This window comes from Spirillospora sp. NPDC047279, from assembly GCF_040643285.1.
Taxonomy (GTDB): Bacteria; Actinomycetota; Actinomycetes; order Streptosporangiales; family Streptosporangiaceae; genus Spirillospora.
Genome location: NZ_JBEYUA010000015.1, coordinates 110,406 through 127,001 on the forward strand (window position 1 = coordinate 110,406; position 16,596 = coordinate 127,001).

Annotated in this window: 16 protein-coding genes; 13 read left to right on the forward strand and 3 right to left on the reverse strand. The window is 74.5% G+C overall.

All coding sequences use genetic code 11. From position 1 onward, the window contains the following. Window positions 1–73: 73 nt before the first annotated feature. Both ABZ810_RS33585 and ABZ810_RS33590 read left to right on the forward strand, forming a co-directional pair. A complete protein-coding gene (locus tag ABZ810_RS33585; protein WP_358410142.1) occupies window positions 74–1,504 on the forward strand; it encodes a dihydroorotase family protein in 1,431 nt (476 codons plus the stop codon). A 115-nt stretch (window positions 1,505–1,619) separates the two neighbouring features. Beyond that, the gene (locus tag ABZ810_RS33590) at window positions 1,620–3,086 is read left to right on the forward strand and encodes a sigma-70 family RNA polymerase sigma factor (protein WP_358410144.1); all 1,467 of its coding nucleotides are present in this window, start codon (window positions 1,620–1,622) and stop codon (window positions 3,084–3,086) included. Window positions 3,087–3,125: 39 nt separating this feature from the next. On the opposite strand, the gene ABZ810_RS33595 is transcribed toward ABZ810_RS33590, so the two are convergent. The 3 genes from ABZ810_RS33595 to ABZ810_RS33605 all read right to left on the reverse strand — a co-directional run bounded on the left by ABZ810_RS33595 (window position 3,126) and on the right by ABZ810_RS33605 (window position 6,950). Beyond that, window positions 3,126–4,121 carry a CAP domain-containing protein gene (locus tag ABZ810_RS33595; RefSeq protein ID WP_358410145.1) on the reverse strand — a complete coding sequence of 332 codons (996 nt, stop codon included), beginning with the start codon at window positions 4,119–4,121 and terminating at the stop codon, window positions 3,126–3,128. Between the two features lie 115 nt (window positions 4,122–4,236). Beyond that, window positions 4,237–5,424, reverse strand: a complete 1,188-nt coding sequence (locus ABZ810_RS33600) for a DUF4437 domain-containing protein (protein ID WP_358410146.1) — start codon at window positions 5,422–5,424, stop codon at window positions 4,237–4,239. Window positions 5,425–5,429: 5 nt separating this feature from the next. Beyond that, window positions 5,430–6,950, reverse strand: a complete 1,521-nt coding sequence (locus ABZ810_RS33605; RefSeq protein WP_358410148.1) for an AMP-binding protein — start codon at window positions 6,948–6,950, stop codon at window positions 5,430–5,432. Between the two features lie 92 nt (window positions 6,951–7,042). Here ABZ810_RS33605 and ABZ810_RS33610 point away from each other — a divergent pair, with 92 nt between their 5' ends. From ABZ810_RS33610 to ABZ810_RS33660, 11 genes are all read left to right on the forward strand, one after another. Then, the gene (locus ABZ810_RS33610) at window positions 7,043–7,570 is read left to right on the forward strand and encodes a MaoC family dehydratase (RefSeq protein WP_358410383.1); all 528 of its coding nucleotides are present in this window, start codon (window positions 7,043–7,045) and stop codon (window positions 7,568–7,570) included. Continuing rightward, entirely contained in the window at window positions 7,567–8,529 is a 963-nt protein-coding gene (locus ABZ810_RS33615) for an LLM class flavin-dependent oxidoreductase (protein ID WP_358410150.1), read from the forward strand. Before ABZ810_RS33610 ends, ABZ810_RS33615 begins: the two co-directional genes overlap by 4 nt. Window positions 8,530–8,602: 73 nt before the next feature. Next, a complete protein-coding gene (locus ABZ810_RS33620; RefSeq protein WP_358410152.1) occupies window positions 8,603–9,808 on the forward strand; it encodes a CoA transferase in 1,206 nt (401 codons plus the stop codon). Then, window positions 9,805–11,082, forward strand: a complete 1,278-nt coding sequence (locus ABZ810_RS33625; protein WP_358410154.1) for an MmgE/PrpD family protein — start codon at window positions 9,805–9,807, stop codon at window positions 11,080–11,082. Before ABZ810_RS33620 ends, ABZ810_RS33625 begins: the two co-directional genes overlap by 4 nt. Next, the gene (locus ABZ810_RS33630) at window positions 11,072–12,091 is read left to right on the forward strand and encodes a Rid family hydrolase (protein ID WP_358410156.1); all 1,020 of its coding nucleotides are present in this window, start codon (window positions 11,072–11,074) and stop codon (window positions 12,089–12,091) included. The genes ABZ810_RS33625 and ABZ810_RS33630 overlap by 11 nt, the downstream gene beginning before the upstream one ends. Further along, window positions 12,088–12,588 carry a MaoC family dehydratase N-terminal domain-containing protein gene (locus ABZ810_RS33635; RefSeq protein WP_358410157.1) on the forward strand — a complete coding sequence of 167 codons (501 nt, stop codon included), beginning with the start codon at window positions 12,088–12,090 and terminating at the stop codon, window positions 12,586–12,588. Before ABZ810_RS33630 ends, ABZ810_RS33635 begins: the two co-directional genes overlap by 4 nt. After that, entirely contained in the window at window positions 12,585–12,995 is a 411-nt protein-coding gene (locus tag ABZ810_RS33640) for a MaoC/PaaZ C-terminal domain-containing protein (protein ID WP_358410158.1), read from the forward strand. Before ABZ810_RS33635 ends, ABZ810_RS33640 begins: the two co-directional genes overlap by 4 nt. Continuing rightward, window positions 12,992–14,134: an acetyl-CoA acetyltransferase gene (locus tag ABZ810_RS33645; RefSeq protein ID WP_358410159.1), complete on the forward strand. Its 1,143-nt coding sequence runs from the start codon at window positions 12,992–12,994 to the stop codon at window positions 14,132–14,134. Before ABZ810_RS33640 ends, ABZ810_RS33645 begins: the two co-directional genes overlap by 4 nt. Next, the gene (locus ABZ810_RS33650; protein WP_358410161.1) at window positions 14,131–14,577 is read left to right on the forward strand and encodes an OB-fold domain-containing protein; all 447 of its coding nucleotides are present in this window, start codon (window positions 14,131–14,133) and stop codon (window positions 14,575–14,577) included. The genes ABZ810_RS33645 and ABZ810_RS33650 overlap by 4 nt, the downstream gene beginning before the upstream one ends. Before the next feature lie 4 nt (window positions 14,578–14,581). Continuing rightward, window positions 14,582–15,745, forward strand: a complete 1,164-nt coding sequence (locus ABZ810_RS33655) for an acyl-CoA dehydrogenase family protein (RefSeq protein WP_358410163.1) — start codon at window positions 14,582–14,584, stop codon at window positions 15,743–15,745. After that, complete coding sequence (locus ABZ810_RS33660) at window positions 15,742–16,587, forward strand: CoA ester lyase (protein ID WP_358410164.1); 846 nt, start codon at window positions 15,742–15,744, stop codon at window positions 16,585–16,587. The genes ABZ810_RS33655 and ABZ810_RS33660 overlap by 4 nt, the downstream gene beginning before the upstream one ends. The last annotated feature ends 9 nt before the right edge of the window (window positions 16,588–16,596 follow it).

Genomic DNA, 16,596 nt, shown 5'->3' on the forward strand with positions numbered 1-16,596 from the left:
GGGCTTCCGTCGAATATGGAAACGACGTTACATTGTGCGGAACACGGAGCGGAACCCTCGAAGGAGGCGGCCGATGGCCCGATACGACCTTCTCGTCCACGGCGGAGTACTGGTCGTGCCCTACCACGGCGAGGTCCGCGCCGACCTCGGCGTGCGCGACGGGCGGATCACCGCCGTCGGCGAGGACCTGGGCGACGCCGACGAAGTGCTCGACGCGACGGGCAAGGCGGTGCTGCCGGGCGCCGTGGACGCCCACTTCCACATCGGCATCTACCGCGACATGGGGATCGACGCCTACGAGGAGACGCGCTCGTCACTGGTCGGCGGCGCGACCACGGTGCTCTCGTACTTCCGCACCGGACAGCACTACCTGGACCGGACCGGCCCGTACAAGGAGATCTTCCCCGAGGTGCTCGCCGCGGTGGAGGGGCGGGCGTTCACCGACTACGGATTCCACCTGGCGCCGATGACGGTGGCGCAGATCGGCGAGATCCCGCGGCTCATCGCCGACCACGGGGTCACCTCGTACAAGTACTACATGTTCTACAAGGGGTTCGACCTGGCCGCCAACAGCCGCGACGCCCGGTCGTTCACCATGGGCGACGAGTACGACCTCGGCCATCTCTACCTGATCCTGGAGCAGCTGGCCCAGTCCCAGATCGAGCACCCGGACCTGCGGTTGTCGCTCTCGCTGCACTGCGAGCAGTCCGAGCTCATGCGCGTCTTCATCGACCGGGTGCGGGCCGGCGGCCGGGCGCAGAACCTGCGCGCCTACTCCGAGGGCCGCCCGCCGCTCACCGAACGGGTCGCCATCGCCGAGGCGACGACCCTGGCCGGCCACACCGGGACCAACGTCAACCTGCTGCACCTGTCCAGCGCCGACGCGCTGCGCGCCGCCGAGACGGCCCGCGACCTGCACGGCAACGACATGCGCCGCGAGGTCACCCTGCACCACCTGTGCCTGGACCACGACTCGCTCGACGCCCGCGGCGGCCTCGGCGGCAAGGTCAACCCGCCGATCCGCACGCCGCTGGACAACGAGTACCTCTGGGAGCGGGTGCGCGACGGCGGCGTCGACTGGGTCGCCTCCGACCATGCCTGCTGCATGGAGGAGCACAAGGGCGACGAGCTGTGGCCGGCCCGCCCCGGCTTCGGCGGGACCGCGCTGCTCTACCCCGTCCTGATCAGCGAGGGCCATCACCGCCGCGACATCCCGCTCACCCGCGTCGCCGAGCTCGCCGCCGCCAACCCCGCCCGCGCGTACAACCTGTGGGGCCGCAAGGGGAGCCTCGCGGTCGGCTTCGACGCCGACCTCACCGTCGTGGACCTCGACAAGCGGCAGCGGGTCACCACCGACCTGCTGCTGTCCGGTCAGGACCACTGCCCGTTCGACGGGGTGGACGTGCGGGGCTGGCCGGTCGCCACCGTGGTCGGCGGCCGGGTCGCCTACCGGGACGGCCGGGTCGTGGGCGAGCCTGGCGGCACCTATCTGCACCGCGCCTGAGATGCGCTTTTTCTGGAGATTCGGCCGAATATGCCGGGTTTCTGTTATCTCTGGGTGGCAGGAGGGTCTCCCGTAAGGCGGCCGGAGGGACCGGGCGCCGGGGAGAGGTGCGAGCGTGGACGACCTGGATCGGCTGGTCGGGGCGGCGCGGGCCGGGGACGAGGCGGCCCGCGAACGGCTCGTGCACGAGCACCTGCCGCTGGTCTACAACGTCGTCGGGCGGGCGCTGGACGGGCACGCCGACGTCGACGACGTGGTCCAGGACACCATGGTGCGGGCCCTGCGCGGGCTGGGCGGCCTGCGGGACCCCGCGCGCTTCCGGTCGTGGCTGGTCGCGATCGCGATGAACCAGGTCCGGCGGCGCTGGCGGTCCCAGCGGGACCGGCCCGTGGTCGGGCTCGACGACGAGACCGCGGCCCAGGTCGCCGACCCGGCGGCCGACTTCGCCGAGGTGACCATCGCCCGGCTGGGCCTGACCGGGCAGCGCCGCGAGGTCGCCGCCGCCACCCGCTGGCTGGACGAGGCCGACCGGGAGCTGCTCGCGCTGTGGTGGCTGGAGGCCGCGGGCGCCCTCACGAGGGCGGAGCTGGCCGCTGCGGCCGGGTTGTCGACCCGGCACGCCGCCGTGCGCGTGAAGAGGATGAAGGAACAGCTCGACACCGGGCGGTCGGTCGTCCGGGCGCTGGCGGCCGAGCCGCTCTGCGGCGAGCTGGCGGAGCTGACCGCGGGCTGGGACGGCCGGCCGTCGCCGCTGTGGCGCAAGCGCGTCGCCCGGCACGTGCGCGGCTGCCGGGCCTGCAAGAACCGGCGGGAGGCGCTGGTCCCGGCCGAGATGTTGCTCGCCGGGCTGGCCCTGGTGCCGGTCGCGCCCGCGCTGCTCGAATCGGCGCCCGGGGAGCTGGTGGCGGCGGCCTCGTCGTTGCCGGCCGCGCCGGTGAACGTCGCCCTCGGCCCGTCCGGCGGGCACGGCCTCAGCCTGCCCGGCGGCGGCTGGACGGCGGCGACCGCCGGCGCCGCCGCGGCGGCCGCGGTCGTCGTCATCGCGGTGCTGCCCGACGATCCGCCCCGTTCCGAGGGCCCGGTCGCGGTGTCGCCCGTACCGGACGCCGGACGGCGCACCGTCCCGCCCCCATCGCCGAGCCCGGCCGCCGAGGCCGACCGGCTGGCCCCGCGCAAGACGGCCCGGCCGGTCGCGGCCTCTGGGCCCGAGGCGCAGGTCGTCGCCCTGGTCAACGCCCAGCGCTCCCGGCAGGGGTGCGGGCCCCTGCGGGCCGACCCGCGCCTGACCACGGCCGCCCGCCGCCACTCCGCCGACATGGCGGCGCGCGGCTACTTCGACCACACCAGCCCGGACGGCAAGGGGCCCGGCGACCGGATCGACGCCACCGGGTTCCGCTGGAGCTCCTGGGCGGAGAACATCGCCAAGGGCCAGGGCACCGCGAGCTCGGTGATGACGTCCTGGATGAACAGCCCGGGACATCGCTCCAACATCGTCAACTGCCGGTTCAGCCTGATCGGCGTCGGGCTCGTCACCGGCTCGGGCGGCCCGTACTGGACGCAGGTCTTCGCCACCCCGCGCTGATCGCGGGCGGCGGGGTGGCGGAGCGGGCGCGGGACGGGCTCAGCGGGCGCCGAAGACCTGGGTCCAGTAGGGGGTGCCGCCCTTGCGGGCGAGGCCGACCCCGATGTTCTTGAACGAGCAGTTGAGGATGTTGGCCCGGTGGCCCGAGCTGTTCATCCACGCGGAGACGACGCTGGCCGGGGTCGGCTGGCCCGCGGCGATGTTCTCGCCGTAGGTCGACCACCGGTAGCCGGCCGCGGTGATGCGGTCGCCCGGGCCCTTGCCGTCCGGGCTGCTGTGGGAGAAGTAGTCGCGCGCGACCATGTCGGCCGAATGCCGCTGCGCGGCGGTCTGCAGCCTGCTGTCGATGGTCACCGGGCCGCAGCCCTTCCTGGCGCGCTCGGCGTTGGTCAGCGACACGACCTGCCCGGCGGACGTCGAGGGGACCGAGCCGCCGCTCGACGGCGGGCGGGCACCGGACCCGGGCGAGGAGGTGCGCGAGGGCTTCCTCGTCGGCGTCGCCTTGCGGACCGGCTTCGGCTTCGCCTTGGGCTTGGCGGTCGGCGAGGCCGACGTCGTGGGCGTCGGCGTGGCCTCCGGAGAGGCGCCGGGGGACACGGTCGTGTCCGTGGCCGGCTGCCCGGGAAGGTCGGCCGCGCCCGCCGTCGAGCCCGACGGCGAGTCGGACGGGCGCGTCAGCGCGTAGCCGGCCCCGGCGATGGTGACCACCGCGGCCGAGCCGAGCGCCGCCACGGCCATCCAGCGGGGGAGGCCGCCGCGCCGATCGTCGTCGGGCCGCCGCCCGCCCCGCTGCGGAAGGCGGCGCGGGCCGCCCCCGTGCGGGCCGCCGGGGTGCCGTCCGCCGGGGCGCCGACCGCCCTGCCGCGGAGCGCCGTGGCTCGCGTCATAGCCCGCGTAGCCGCCGTCGTGGCCCGCGCCGGGGTCCGCGCCGGGGTCCGCGTCGTAGCGGGCGTCGTAGCGGGCGTCGTAGTGCCCTTCGCGGCGGCCGCCGGGGCCGTGGACGGTGTCGCGGGGAATGCCATCGTCGTGGTTCATGCTCACCCGTGCTCGTTCTCGGACTCGAAGTTCGATCAACCGACACTTGAGAGACCCCGGGCACGTTACTGGATAACAGAAACCTCAGGAGAATTTTCTCCTATCAGGCACCGGTTCACATGCCGTCGCCCGCCCAGCGGCCCGCGGAGCGGCTGCGGACGGGCAGGCTCGACAGGATCGGGGCGGGGACCGGGTCGCCCTGCTTCCAGCTCCGGCCGCGGCCCCAGTTGTGCGCGTGGCCGTCGGACCGTTCGTCCGGGTGCTCCAGCGTGGGGGCGTGAGAACCCCAGTCCGGCCCGTGGCCGCCCTGGAGGCGGGCGGCGTCCAGGGCCTTGGCGATGGCGGTGATGCTGGTGTCGGTGCCGTGGCCGTGCTGGACGAAGTCGTCGTCGGGCTCGCCCTGGGACCGCTGGAACTCGACGGAGGCGCGCAGGTCCCGCAGGTCCTGCGCGCTGCGGGCGGGAGTGCCGACGCCGAGGTCGTGCGACGACTGGGAGTAGCGCATGCGGCCCTCGGGCCCCCAGTTGACGGCCTCGCCGCCCCACCGCACCCACTCGTTCTGGGTGTACCAGTTGAAGAGCTCGCCGTCGGAGCGCAGCAGCCAGGTGGCGCCGCCCTCCATGCTGGTGAAGTGGCCGTGCTTCACGCGCGCGGGCCGGAAGAAGTAGGTGCCCAGGTCGAGCGTGCCGAAGTTGTACTCCATGTGGCCCTGGACGGTGTACGCCTCCTCGTAGCACGGATGGTGCGCGAGCCGGTGGTCGGTCCAGCCCTGCTGGGCGTGCACGAGACGCGTGTAGAAGCCGGTCTCCGGGTCGACGTGGAGGTACTTGATGAACAGTCCCGGCATCGGCCCGGGGTTGGGCACCGCGTCCCAGGTCATCGCGTCGCTGTCGAGCACGATGACCTCGCCCCGGCCCGCGACCGAGCCGGGGACGGGCGCGCGGACGTCGTCCAGGCGGTCGAACCCCGCGTCGCCGAACTCGCGGTAGTGCAGGATCCGGGTGCCCTCGGCGAACGTCATGGCCTCGACGGTCACGCCCTTGGGCGCGTGCACGTAGCCGCCCTTGCCGATCTCCCGGCCGCCGTAGGACATCGAGCCCTCGAGGACGTAGTACTCGGTGTCGGCGTGGTGCGCGCCGGGGCCGCGCCCCCAGGCGGTGTGGAAGTCGACGCGCAGCGAGGACGAGCCGTCCTCCTCGTCGACCGACAGCCTGCGCTCGCTCGCGCGGCCCTCGCCGCCGGCGAGTTCGGCGGCGTGCCAGACGTAGTCGTTCTCCTGGATGACCTCGACATGCGGACGCACGTGATTCAGTTCCTTCCGGTGCGGAGCTCGCGCTTGAGGATCTTGCCGGCGGCGTTGCGGGGGAGCGCGGCGACGAACTCGACGTGCCGGGGGACCTTGGGCCCGGCGAGCCGCCGCCGGCAGTGGTCGGTGATCGCGGCCGCCTCGACCGGCCCGGCGGCGACTACGAAGGCGGCGACCTCCTCGCCCCACTTGGCGGACGGGACGCCGACGACCGCGGCCTCGGCGACGCCGGGACAGGTCGCCAGCACCTCCTCCACCTCGCGCGGCGCGATGTTGATCCCGCCCGAGATGATCATGTCCTTCTTGCGGTCGACGACGGAGAGGTAACCCTCCTCGTCGCGGACGACGATGTCGCCCGAGGTCATGAAGCCGTCGGGGGTCGTGCAGGCGGCGGTCGCCGCGGGGTCGTCCAGGTAGCCGTTCATCAGGTAGGGGGAGCGGCTGAACAGCTCGCCGCGCTCGCCCGGCCCGGCCTCGGCGCCGTCGTCGCCGACGATCCGGATCTCGGTCATGAACCACGGGGTGCCGACCGAGCCGGGCTTGCGGCGCGCGTCGTACGGGCGGCAGTTGGAGATCACGCCCGCCTCGGTCGACCCGTACAGCTCGTGCACGCCGACGCCCGGGAACGCCTCCATCACCCACTCCTTGAGCGTGGTGGGCAGCGCCGCGGCGTTGAAGTAGATGGTGTCGAGGCTCGACAGGTCGCGGGAGCGCAGCGCCGTGTCGCCGAGCGCGCGCAGCATGTGCGCGTGCGTGGGCACGAGGAAGACCGACTGCGCCCGCTCCCGTTCGATCAGGTCCAGGAGCGCCTCGGGGTCCCAGCGGCGCAACATCGTCACCATGCCGCCGGTGAACACCGGCGCGTAGCCGAACGCGAAGCCGGCGCCGTGGTGCATCGGCGCCACGGCGACGCTGCGGCGGCCCGGCCCCAGGCCCCAGTCGAGCGCCGCGCCGTAGAACGTCAGCACCCGGGACCGGTGGCTGATGACCACGCCCTTGGGGGCCCCGGTGGTCCCGGAGGTGTAGACGACGGTGAACGGGTCGTCCTCGGCGACCGGAACCCGCGGGTCGGCCGGCGACGCGTGCGCGAGCGCCGCCTCGTACGACGGGCCCGCGCCCGCCGCCCCGATCGCCAGGACGAGCGGGGGAGCCGCGTCGCCGGCGAGGTCGGCGTACGCGGCGTCCAGGAGGAGGGCCCGGCTGCCCGAGTGCCCCAGGATGTGCGCGACCTCGGCGGGCGTGGCGCGGGTGCTGATCGGCACCATGACCAGCCCCGCCTTGGCGATGCCGCAGGCGATCTCCACGTACTCCAGCCTGTTGCCGAGCAGCACCGCGACGCGGTCGCCCGCCGACAGGCCCGCACCCGCGGACCGCGCGGACCGCAGCGCGTTGGCCAGGCGGCTCGCCCGGTCGTCCAGGCCCCGGAACGTCAGCCGCCGGTCGCCGTCGGACACGGCCAGGGCGTCCGGGCAGGCGGCGGCCGACTCGCGGATCCCGCCGGCGATCGAAAGCGTCACCCGCACCGCGTCCCCTCCTCGCTCTTGTTTCGACTAAGGAAACAGTGTTTCACTTTGACGTGCAAGAGGCGGCGGCGAGAAGGGATGTGACCTTGACCGTGCACGAGGCGGGGATCGGGCGGTACTACGAGGACTTCGCGGTCGGCGACGTCTTCCGGCACCCGTTCGGCCGCACGATCAGCGAGGCCGACAACACCTGGTTCACGCTGCTGACGCTCAACACCAACCAGAACCACTTCAACGCCGACTTCGCCGCCCGCGCCCCGTACGGGAAGGTCATCGTCAACTCCGGGCTGACCGTCGCGCTCGTCCTCGGCCTGTCGGTCATCGACATCAGCCAGACCGCGCTGCTGAACCTGGGCTGGACCGACATCCGCCTCACCCACCCGGTGTTCGTGGGCGACACCGTCTACGCCGAGTCGCTGGTCACCGAGGCGCGCGAGTCCGGGTCGCGGCCGTACGCGGGCATCGTCACCTGCCGCACCCGCGGCCTCAACCAGGACGGCGACGAGATCATCTCCTGGATCCGGACGGTGATGGTCTACAAGCGCGACGCCCCGCACGACAAGGGCTACTTCCCCGAGGCCAGGACCGGGCCGATGCGGCTGCCGGAGGGCACGGCGTGAGGATCACCTACGGCCCGTGGGGCGAGACGCTCGGCGAGCTGATCGACGCCGCGGGACGCGCCGAGGCGGCGGGCGCGGAGGTCGTCTGGGTGCCCGAGCTGCACCGCAGCGCCACCGTCGCGGCGGCGGCGCTGGCGATGGGGACGCGGCGGGCCCGGATCGGGACCGCGATCACGCTGGCCTTCACCCGCAGCCCCATGATCACGGCGCTGGAGGCGCTCGACCTGGACGAACTGTCGGGCGGCCGGTTCGTGCTCGGCCTGGGCACCGGCGTGAAGAGGCTCAACGAGGACTGGCACAACGTGCGCTGGGCCCCGCCGGCGCCGCGGCTGCGCGAGACCGTCGCCGCGATCCGGCTCATCGTGGCGCGCGCCGCCGACGGCGTCCCGCTGGTGCTGGACGGCGCGCACGCGCCGCTGAACGTGCGCGGCTACCGGCGGCCCTTCCCGCAGGTCCGCGAGAGCGTCCCGGTGTACCTGGCCGGCCTCGGGCCGGGTCTGACCCGGCTCGCCGGCGAGATCGGCGACGGGTGGATCTCCCACGAGCTGTGCTCGCCCGCGTGGCTGCGCGACCGGTCGCTGCCCATGCTGGAACAGGGCCTCGACGCCGCCGGACGTGACCGCGCCGGCCTGGACGTGGTGGTCTCGGCGGTCTGCTCGATCGACCCGGACCCGGCCGCGGCCCGCGCCCGGGCGGCGAACGTGACGTCCTTCTACGCCTCGGTGCGCACCTACGCGGGCTTCTTCGCCTTCCACGGCCTCGCCGGCGCCGCGCCGGAGGCGATGGCGGACGTGCTGACCCTCGCCGGGACCGCCGCGCAGGTGCGCGAGCGCCTCGCCGGGTACGAGGGGCTGGCCGACACCGTCAAGCTGACGCCGCCGACGCACGGCCTGCCGCCGCACGAGATCCGCGCCGCGCAGGCGCGGCTCATCGAGCTGATCGGAGAAGTGGCGTGCTGATCGGAGAAGTGGCGTGCTGATCGGAGAAGTGGCGTGCTGATCGGAGAAGTGGCGTGCTGATCGGAGGAGTGCGGTGAAGCCGCTTCAGGACGTGCGGGTGGTCTCGCTCGAGCAGTACGGGGCGGGCCCGTTCGGCTCGCTGCACCTGGCCGACCTCGGCGCCGAGATCATCAAGATCGAGGACCCGCGCACGGGCGGTGACGTGGGCCGCTACGTGCCGCCCTACGCCGAGGGCGAGGACTCGCTGTTCCACGAGGCGTTCAACCGCAACAAGCGGTCGTTGTCGCTCGACCTCAGCACGCCCGCCGGCCGGGAGGTCTTCGAGGACCTGGTGCGGGTCAGCGACGCCGTCTACTCCAACCTGCGCGGTGACGTGCCGGCCAAGCTGCGCATCACCTACGACGACCTCAAGCCGCTCAACCCGGCCGTGGTGTGCTGCTCGCTGACCGGCTTCGGGATGACGGGGCCGAGGTCGGCCGAGCCGGGCTACGACTACGTCCTCCAGGGCCTGGCCGGCTGGATGGAGCTGACCGGCGAGCCGGACGGGCCGCCCGCCAAGTCCGGGCTCTCGCTGGTCGACTACTCGGGCGGCTTCGTGGCGGCGCTGGCGCTGCTGGCCGGGCTGCACGCGGCGCGGCGCGACGGCGTGGGAATGGACTGCGACGTGTCGTTGTACGACACCGCGATCGCGATGCTGACCTATCCCGGCGTGTGGCATCTCAACGCCGGGTTCCGGCCGGTGCGCACCCGCCGCTCGGCGCATCCCTCACTCGTCCCGTTCCAGGTGTTCGAGGCCCGGGACGGCTGGCTGGTCGTCGGGTGCGCGAAGGAGAAGTTCTGGCGGCGGCTGACCACGGTCATCGGGCTCCCCGGGCTGGCGGGCGACGCGCGCTTCGCCACGTTCGCCGACCGGCAGCGCAACGCGGCCGAGCTGCTGCCGCTGCTGGAGGAGGTCTTCGCGACCCGCACCGTGGCCGAGTGGCTGGAGCCGCTGTACGCCGCCGCGATCCCGTGCGGGCCGGTCAACGACGTGGAGGGCGCCCTGCGCGAGGAGCACACGCTGGCCCGCGACCTCATCGTCGACACCGAGCACCCGCGGTACGGGACGGTGAGGAACCTGGCGTCACCGGTGCGCGTCGGCGCCGGGCGCCCCTCGTACCGGCGGGCGCCGCTGCGCAACGAGGACGCCGGGCACGTCCTGCGCGACGTCCTCGGGTACGGGCCCGAGCGCGTCGGCGGCCTGGCCGCGGCCGGTGCGTTCGGGGAAGGGGCACCGTGACGATCGCGCGGCGGCTCGCCGAGTGGGCGCTCTCCCTGGAACCGGACCGTGTCCCGGCGGAGGTGCGCGCGGCGGCGGCGCGGCACGCGCTCGACGGGATCGGCTGCGCGGCCGCGGCGGCCCGGACCGGCGCCGTGCCCGCCGGGGTCCTCGCCGCGGGCGACGAGGTCTTCGGCCTCGGCGTGCTCGTCCACGCCCTCGACTTCGACGACACCCACGCGGGCGGGCTCGTGCACGCGACGGCGCCCGTCCTCCCGGTCGCGCTGAAGGAGGGCGCCCGGCTCGGGGCGACCGGGGCCGAGGTCCTGACCGCGCTGGTCGCGGGCCTGGAGACCGTGTGCAGGCTCGGCGCCGCCGCGCCGCACGCCTTCCACGCGCGCGGCCTGCACGCGACCGCCGTGTGCGGGGTGTTCGCGGCGGCGCTGACCGCGGCGCGGCTGCGGCGGCTGCCCGCCGAGCAGGCGGTGCACGCGCTCGGCATCGCCGGCAGCCGGGCGGGCGGGCTGCTGGAGTTCCTCGGCGGCGGCGCGTCCACCAAGCAGCTGCACGCCGGCTTCGCCGCCCGGGACGGCGCGCAGGCCGCGGCGCTCGCGGCGGCCGGGGCCACCGGGCCCGCGACCGTCTTCGAGGGGGAGTACGGCGTCTACCGCGCGCTCACCGGGTGGCGGCCCGCTCCCGGCGACGTCCTCGCCGGCCTCGGCGACCGCTGGGAGACGTCCCAGATCACGATCAAGCCGTACCCGGCCTGCCAGCTCATGCACGCCCAGCTCGACGCCGCCCGGCGGCTGCACGGGGCGCCGGGGCGCGTCGAGGAGATCATCGCGGAGGTGCATCCGGACGCGGCGCCGATCGTGTGCGGCCCCGGCAAGGACCGTCCCCGCGGCCCGTACGAGGCGAAGTTCAGCCTGCCGTGGAGCGTCGCCGCGATGGTGCTGGACGGCGAGGTGACCGTGGAGACCTACGCCGGGACCGGCAGGCCCGACGTGGCCGAGCTCGCGGCCCGCGTCCGTCACGAGGTCGTCGGGTTCGGCGGCGTCGCGGCCGACCAGCCCGGCCGGCTGCACGCCCGGCTGGCGGACGGCGGCCGGGTGTCGGCCGAGGTGCGGCGGAGCCGCGGCGGCCCCGGGGACCCCGGGATCGACGCCACCGTCCGCGCCAAGGCGCTGGCGAACCTCGGGCCGGGCGGCGAGCCGGTCGCCGAGGCCGTGCTCGGCCTGGCCGGCCTGCCGTCGCTCGCCCCGCTCACGAAGGCATTGGAGAAGCATGGCCTCTGACGACATCCGGACCGTCCGGCTCCCCGCCGTGCCCGGCTCGATCACGTCCGCCCACGCGGGCGCCGCCCGGGTGCTCGGCGAGCACTCGCTCGGTCCCCCGGACGTGGTGCACGTCGTGGAGTACGCGACGGCCGCCGCGCTGGACTCGTACGCACGGGTGGAGCGGGCGCGCGCGGCGGCGCTGGGGGAGCACCGCGTCCCGGTCACGACCGTCCCGGTGGAGGCGCTCCTCGACCCCGGCGCCGAGCTGGCGGTCGAGCTCACCGCATTTCCCGGCGGCGGACGTGCGGCGGGCGAGCTGCGCATCGCCGAGGACGTGGTCTACCTTCCGGGCGTGCGGCCGCACGGCGGAGGTGACTTCCGCGCCCAGTACCGCGAGTGCCTGGAGAACGCCGCCCGGCTCCTCGGACCGGCCGGGCTCGGGCTGGAGTCCCTGGTGCGGACGACCGACTACACCGCGACCGCGACCCGGGCCGACTACCCGCGCTGCGGCCGGCCGCGCAGGGACCTGCTCCCCGGGCCGGGACCCGGCGCGGCGGGCATCCTCGTCGACCGGCCGGTGGCCCCCGGCGTCATGGTCTCGCTCGACGCGCTGGCGTCCACGGCGCCGCTGCGCGCGGTCAACCCCGGGTGGCGGCGCTACGCCACCCTCACCTACAAGCCGGGCGTCGTGGCGGGCCGGACGCTGCACATGTCGGGTTTCGGGGCGCTCGAACCGGCCACCCAGAAAGCCATCTTCGCGGGCGACCTGGCCGCCCAGGCCGAGTACGTCTACGCCTCCATCGCGGCCGTCCTGCGCGAGGCCGGGCTGGGTGAGGAGCTCCCGTACGGGTGCGTCACCCGGCTGGTCGAGTACATCACGCCGGACGCCGCCGGCCGCTACGAGGAGGTGGCCGGCATCCGGGCGAGGTACTTCGGCGACGTCCCGGCGCTGACGCCGGTGGTGTGCTCGGCGCTGCTGCGGCCCGAGTTCCTGATCGAGGTCGTGCCGACGGCGGTGCTGCCATGACCCTGCTGACCGACGAGATCAGGGCGCTGGCCGGGCGCGAGGTCTCCTACACCGCGCCCGAGGAACTGGGCCGGGCCGCCCTCCGCTACTTCGCGCTGGCGGTCGGCGACGACAACCCGCTGTACGTCGACGACGAGTACGCACGCGCGCACGGGTACGAGGGCGTCATCGCCCCGCCCACGCTGATCTGCGAGACCAACCAGTACGCCGGGGTGCCGCGCGGCGCCGACGGGTACGCGGGCCACGCCTGGGACATCGACATCCCCGGCACGCGGCTCGTGCGGGGCGGCAACGCCTACACCTTCCACCGGCCGGTCCGCCCCGGCGACGTCGTCACCGCGACCTGGCGCATCGACGCCGTGACCGAGCGGACCGGCGCCGGCGGCCGGCCGATGGTCGTGGTCGAGTCGACCGCCGTCTACCGTGACCAGCGCGGCGAGGCGCTGGTCACCAACACCGAGACGCTGATCTACGTGGCGCTGGAGGCGGCCGGATGAGGATCACCGCGGGCACCGAGGTGCCGCCCCTCGAACGCCGCATCGAACTGCCCGACATGATCGCGTACGCGGGCGCGACCTGGGACTGGCACCGCCTGCACTACGACCCCGCCTACGTGGCGGAGAAGGGGCTCCCGGGCCCGGTCGTGGACGGCCAGGTCTTCGGGGCGCTCCTGGCCGAGCAGCTCCAGGATTGGCTCGGCCCGCGCGCCCGGATCACCGAGCTCCACTTCCGCTTCCGGAACATGGTCTTCGCCGGGGAGACCGTGCGCTGCACCGGCACCGTCACCGCCGCGCGGGACGGCCTGATCGTGGTCGAGCAGCGCGTCGAGGCGGCGGGAAGCGGGGACGGGGACGGCCGGGTCGCGGTCGCGCCCGCCGGGGCCACCGTGGAGATCGGCCCATGACCGTCGCCATCGCCGGCGTCGCCGAGTCCGACCTCGGCGTCACCGGGAAGCCGATCCTGGCGTTGCAGGCGCAGGCCGTCACGCGGGCCCTCGCGGACGCGGGGCTGGCCCTGCGCGACGTGGACGGCCTGGCCACGGCCGGGGCGTCGCGGTTCTCCGCGGCACAGGTGGCCGAGTACCTCGGCATCGCCCCGGCGTGGACGGACTCGACGTTCGCCGGCGGGTCGGCCTTCGAGATGTACGTGGCGCGGGCGGTCCAGGCGATCGAGGCGGGCCAGTGCTCCACCGTGCTGATCTCGTACGGGTCCAACCAGCGTTCGGCCGGGTCGCGCTCGCTGGGCGGGGCGACCGAGACGCACACGCCGCAGGCGCAGTTCGAGACGCCCTACGCGCCGCTGTACCCGATCTCCTACTACGCGATGGCCGCCCAGCGGTACCTGCACAACTGCGGGGCCAAGCGCGAAGATCTGGCCGAGGTGGCCGTCGCGGCCCGCGACTGGGCCCTCCTCAACCCGCGCGCCCACCGGTACGGTGCGGGGCCCCTCACCGTGGACGAGGTGCTCGCCGCGCCGATGGTGTCGTCGCCGCTAGGCACGGCCGACTGCTGCCTGGTCACCGACGGCGGCGGCGCGATCGTGCTCACCTCGCTCGAACGTGCCCGCGACCTGCCCCGCCCGCCGGTGGTGGTGCTGGGATACGGCGAGTCCACCACGCACGACGGCATGGCCGCGGCCGGTGACCTGCTGCGGCCCGGATCCTACGACTCCGGGCGGCGGGCGTTCGGCATGGCCCGTCTCACCCCCGCGGACGTGGACGTGGCGCAGATCTACGACTCGTTCACGATCACGGTGCTGCTGACGCTGGAGGGGCTGGGCTTCTGCGGCCCCGGCGAGGCGGCGGCCTTCGTCTCCGGCGGCCGGACCGCGCCCGGCGGCGGCTTCCCGCTCAACACCTCCGGCGGCGGGCTCTCCTACAACCATCCCGGGATGTTCGGGCTGCTGCTCCTCGTGGAGGCGGCGCGGCAGCTGCGCGGCGAGTGCGGCGAGCGGCAGGTGCCGGACGCCGAGGTCGCGCTCGCGCACGGCACCGGCGGTATCTTCTCCACGCACGCGACCGTCCTGCTGGGGGCCGACCGATGACCGGCACACCGGCGGAACCGGCGGCCTTCGGCGACGTGCCCGCCGACGAGGTCACCGCGCCCTGGTGGGACGCCACCCGCGAGCGGCGCCTGACCGTGCAGCGATGCCTGGAGTGCGGGCACCGGCAGCACTATCCGCGGGCGTTGTGCACCGGCTGCGGCGGTACGGCGCTCGACCTCGCCGAGGTGACGGGCCACGGCACCGTCGACGCGTTCACCGTCGTCCACCGCGCGCCGCCGGGAGGCCCGCCGGCGCCGTACGTCGTGGCCCGGGTGCGGCTGGCGGAAGGGCCGGTCCTGCTCACCAACCTCGTCGGCGCCGACCCCGGGTCCTGGTGTTGCGACCGGCCCGTGCGGGTGGACTGGCGCCCCCTGCCCGACGGCCGGCACCTGCCCGTCTTCGCCCCCGCCCGTCCTGCCCCCGCCCGCCTTCCCGAGGACTGACCGCATGGACTTCGAGCTGAACGACGAGCAGCGCCTGTTCCGGGACACGATCCGGGCGTTCGCCGACAAGGAGATCAGGCCCGTCGCCCAGGAGTGGGAGGCGGCCGGCCGCCATCCGGCCGAGATCATCGAGAGGATGCGCGGTCTCGGGCTCTTCGGCCTGACCGTGCCCGCCGAGTACGGCGGCCTCGCCGTCGACATGGTCTCGTTCGCGCTGGTCTTCGAGGAGATCTCCAAGGCCTGGATGGGCATCGCGGGCATCCTCGGCAGCCACTCGCTGGCCTGCTGGATGATCGCCCGGCACGGCACCGACGACCAGAAGCGGCGGCTGCTGCCCGACCTGGCGTCCGGCGCCCGGCGGACCGGCATCGGCCTGACCGAACCCGGCGCCGGCACCGATCTGCAGGGCATCCGCACCACCGCCCGCCGCGACGGCGCCCACTACGTCGTCAACGGCGGCAAGACCTGGATCACCAACGCCCGGCACGCCGACCCGCTGCCGGTGCTGGTCAAGACCGACCCGGCGGCGCGGCCGGCGCACCGGGGCATGTCCGTCCTGCTGGTCGACGCGGCCACGCCGGGGTACCGCGTGCTCCGCGACCTGCCCAAGCTGGGCTACAAGGGCACCGAGTCGTGCGAGATCGTGTTCGAGGACGCCCGCGTCCCGGCGGCGAACCTGCTCGGCGGCGTCGAGGGCAGGGGCATGCAGCAGGTGCTGTCGGCGCTGGAGACCGGCCGCATCAACGTGGCGGCGCGCTCGCTCGGCATCGCCCAGGCCGCCTACGACGAGGCGCTCGCCTACGCCGGGCAGCGCGAGGCGTTCGGCCGGAAGATCCACGACTTCCAGGCCGTCCAGCTCAAGATCGCCGACATGGCCGTCAAGGTGCAGGCGGCGCGGCTGCTGGTCTACTGGGCGGCGGCGAGCGCGGACGCGGGCCGGCGCGTGGACATGGAGGCCGGGATGGCCAAGACCTTCGCCTCCGAGGCGGCCATCGACTGCGCGCTGGCCTCGATGCAGGTGCACGGCGGTTACGGCTACTCCAAGGAGTTCGTGGTCGAGCGGCTCTACCGGGACGCGCCGCTGATGAGCATCGGCGAGGGCACCAACGACATCATGCGGACGGTCATCGCCAAGGCCCTCATCGCAGGCAAGGGGCGCATCGGATGAGGTCGGCCCTCTACGTCCCCGGCGACGCGCCGGGCAAGCTGGCCAAGGCCTTCTCCTCGGGCGCGGACGAGCTCATCGTCGACCTGGAGGACGCCGTCCCGCTCGCCGGGAAGGAGGCGGCCCGGCGGTCCGTGGCGGAGTGGCTCGCGTCCGGCCCGCGAGGCTCGCGGGGCCCGCGCGTGTGGGTACGGATCAATCCCGGCGAGCCCGGGATCGCCGACGCCCGCGCCGTGGCGTTGCCCGGCGTCGCGGGGCTCTGCCTGGCCAAGGCGGAGACGCCCGCGCAGCTCGAGGCGCTCGACGTCCTGCTCACCGGCCTGGAGAAGGAACGCGGTCTCGACCCCGGCGGCCTCGGGACGATCCCGCTGCTGGAGTCGGCCGCCGCCGTCCTCGCCGCCCCCGCCCTCGCCCGCGCGCCGCGCGTCGTCCGGTTGCAGCTGGGCGAGGCCGACCTGCGCGCCGACCTGGGCGCCGAACCCGGCCCGGACGAGCGGGAGCTGCTGGTGGCGCGCTCCCAGGTGGTCCTGGCCTCGGCCGCCGCCGGGATCGAGCCGCCCATCGCCCCGGTCAGCACCGACTTCCGTGACCTGGACCGGCTCCGCGCGTCGACCCTCGCCCTCCGGCGCCTCGGATTCCGCGGCAGGGCCTGCATCCATCCGGCGCAGATCCCGGTCGTGAACGAGGTCTTCACGCCGACCGGGGACGAGATCGAGCAGGCGCGCGACGTCGTCGCACGGCACGAGGCGGCCCTCGCCGCGGGCAGCGGCGTCGGCCTCGACGCCCACGGCCGCCTGATCGACGAGGCCGTCGTGCGTTCGGCCCGCCGCCTGCTGGACGGCTGAACGATGGTC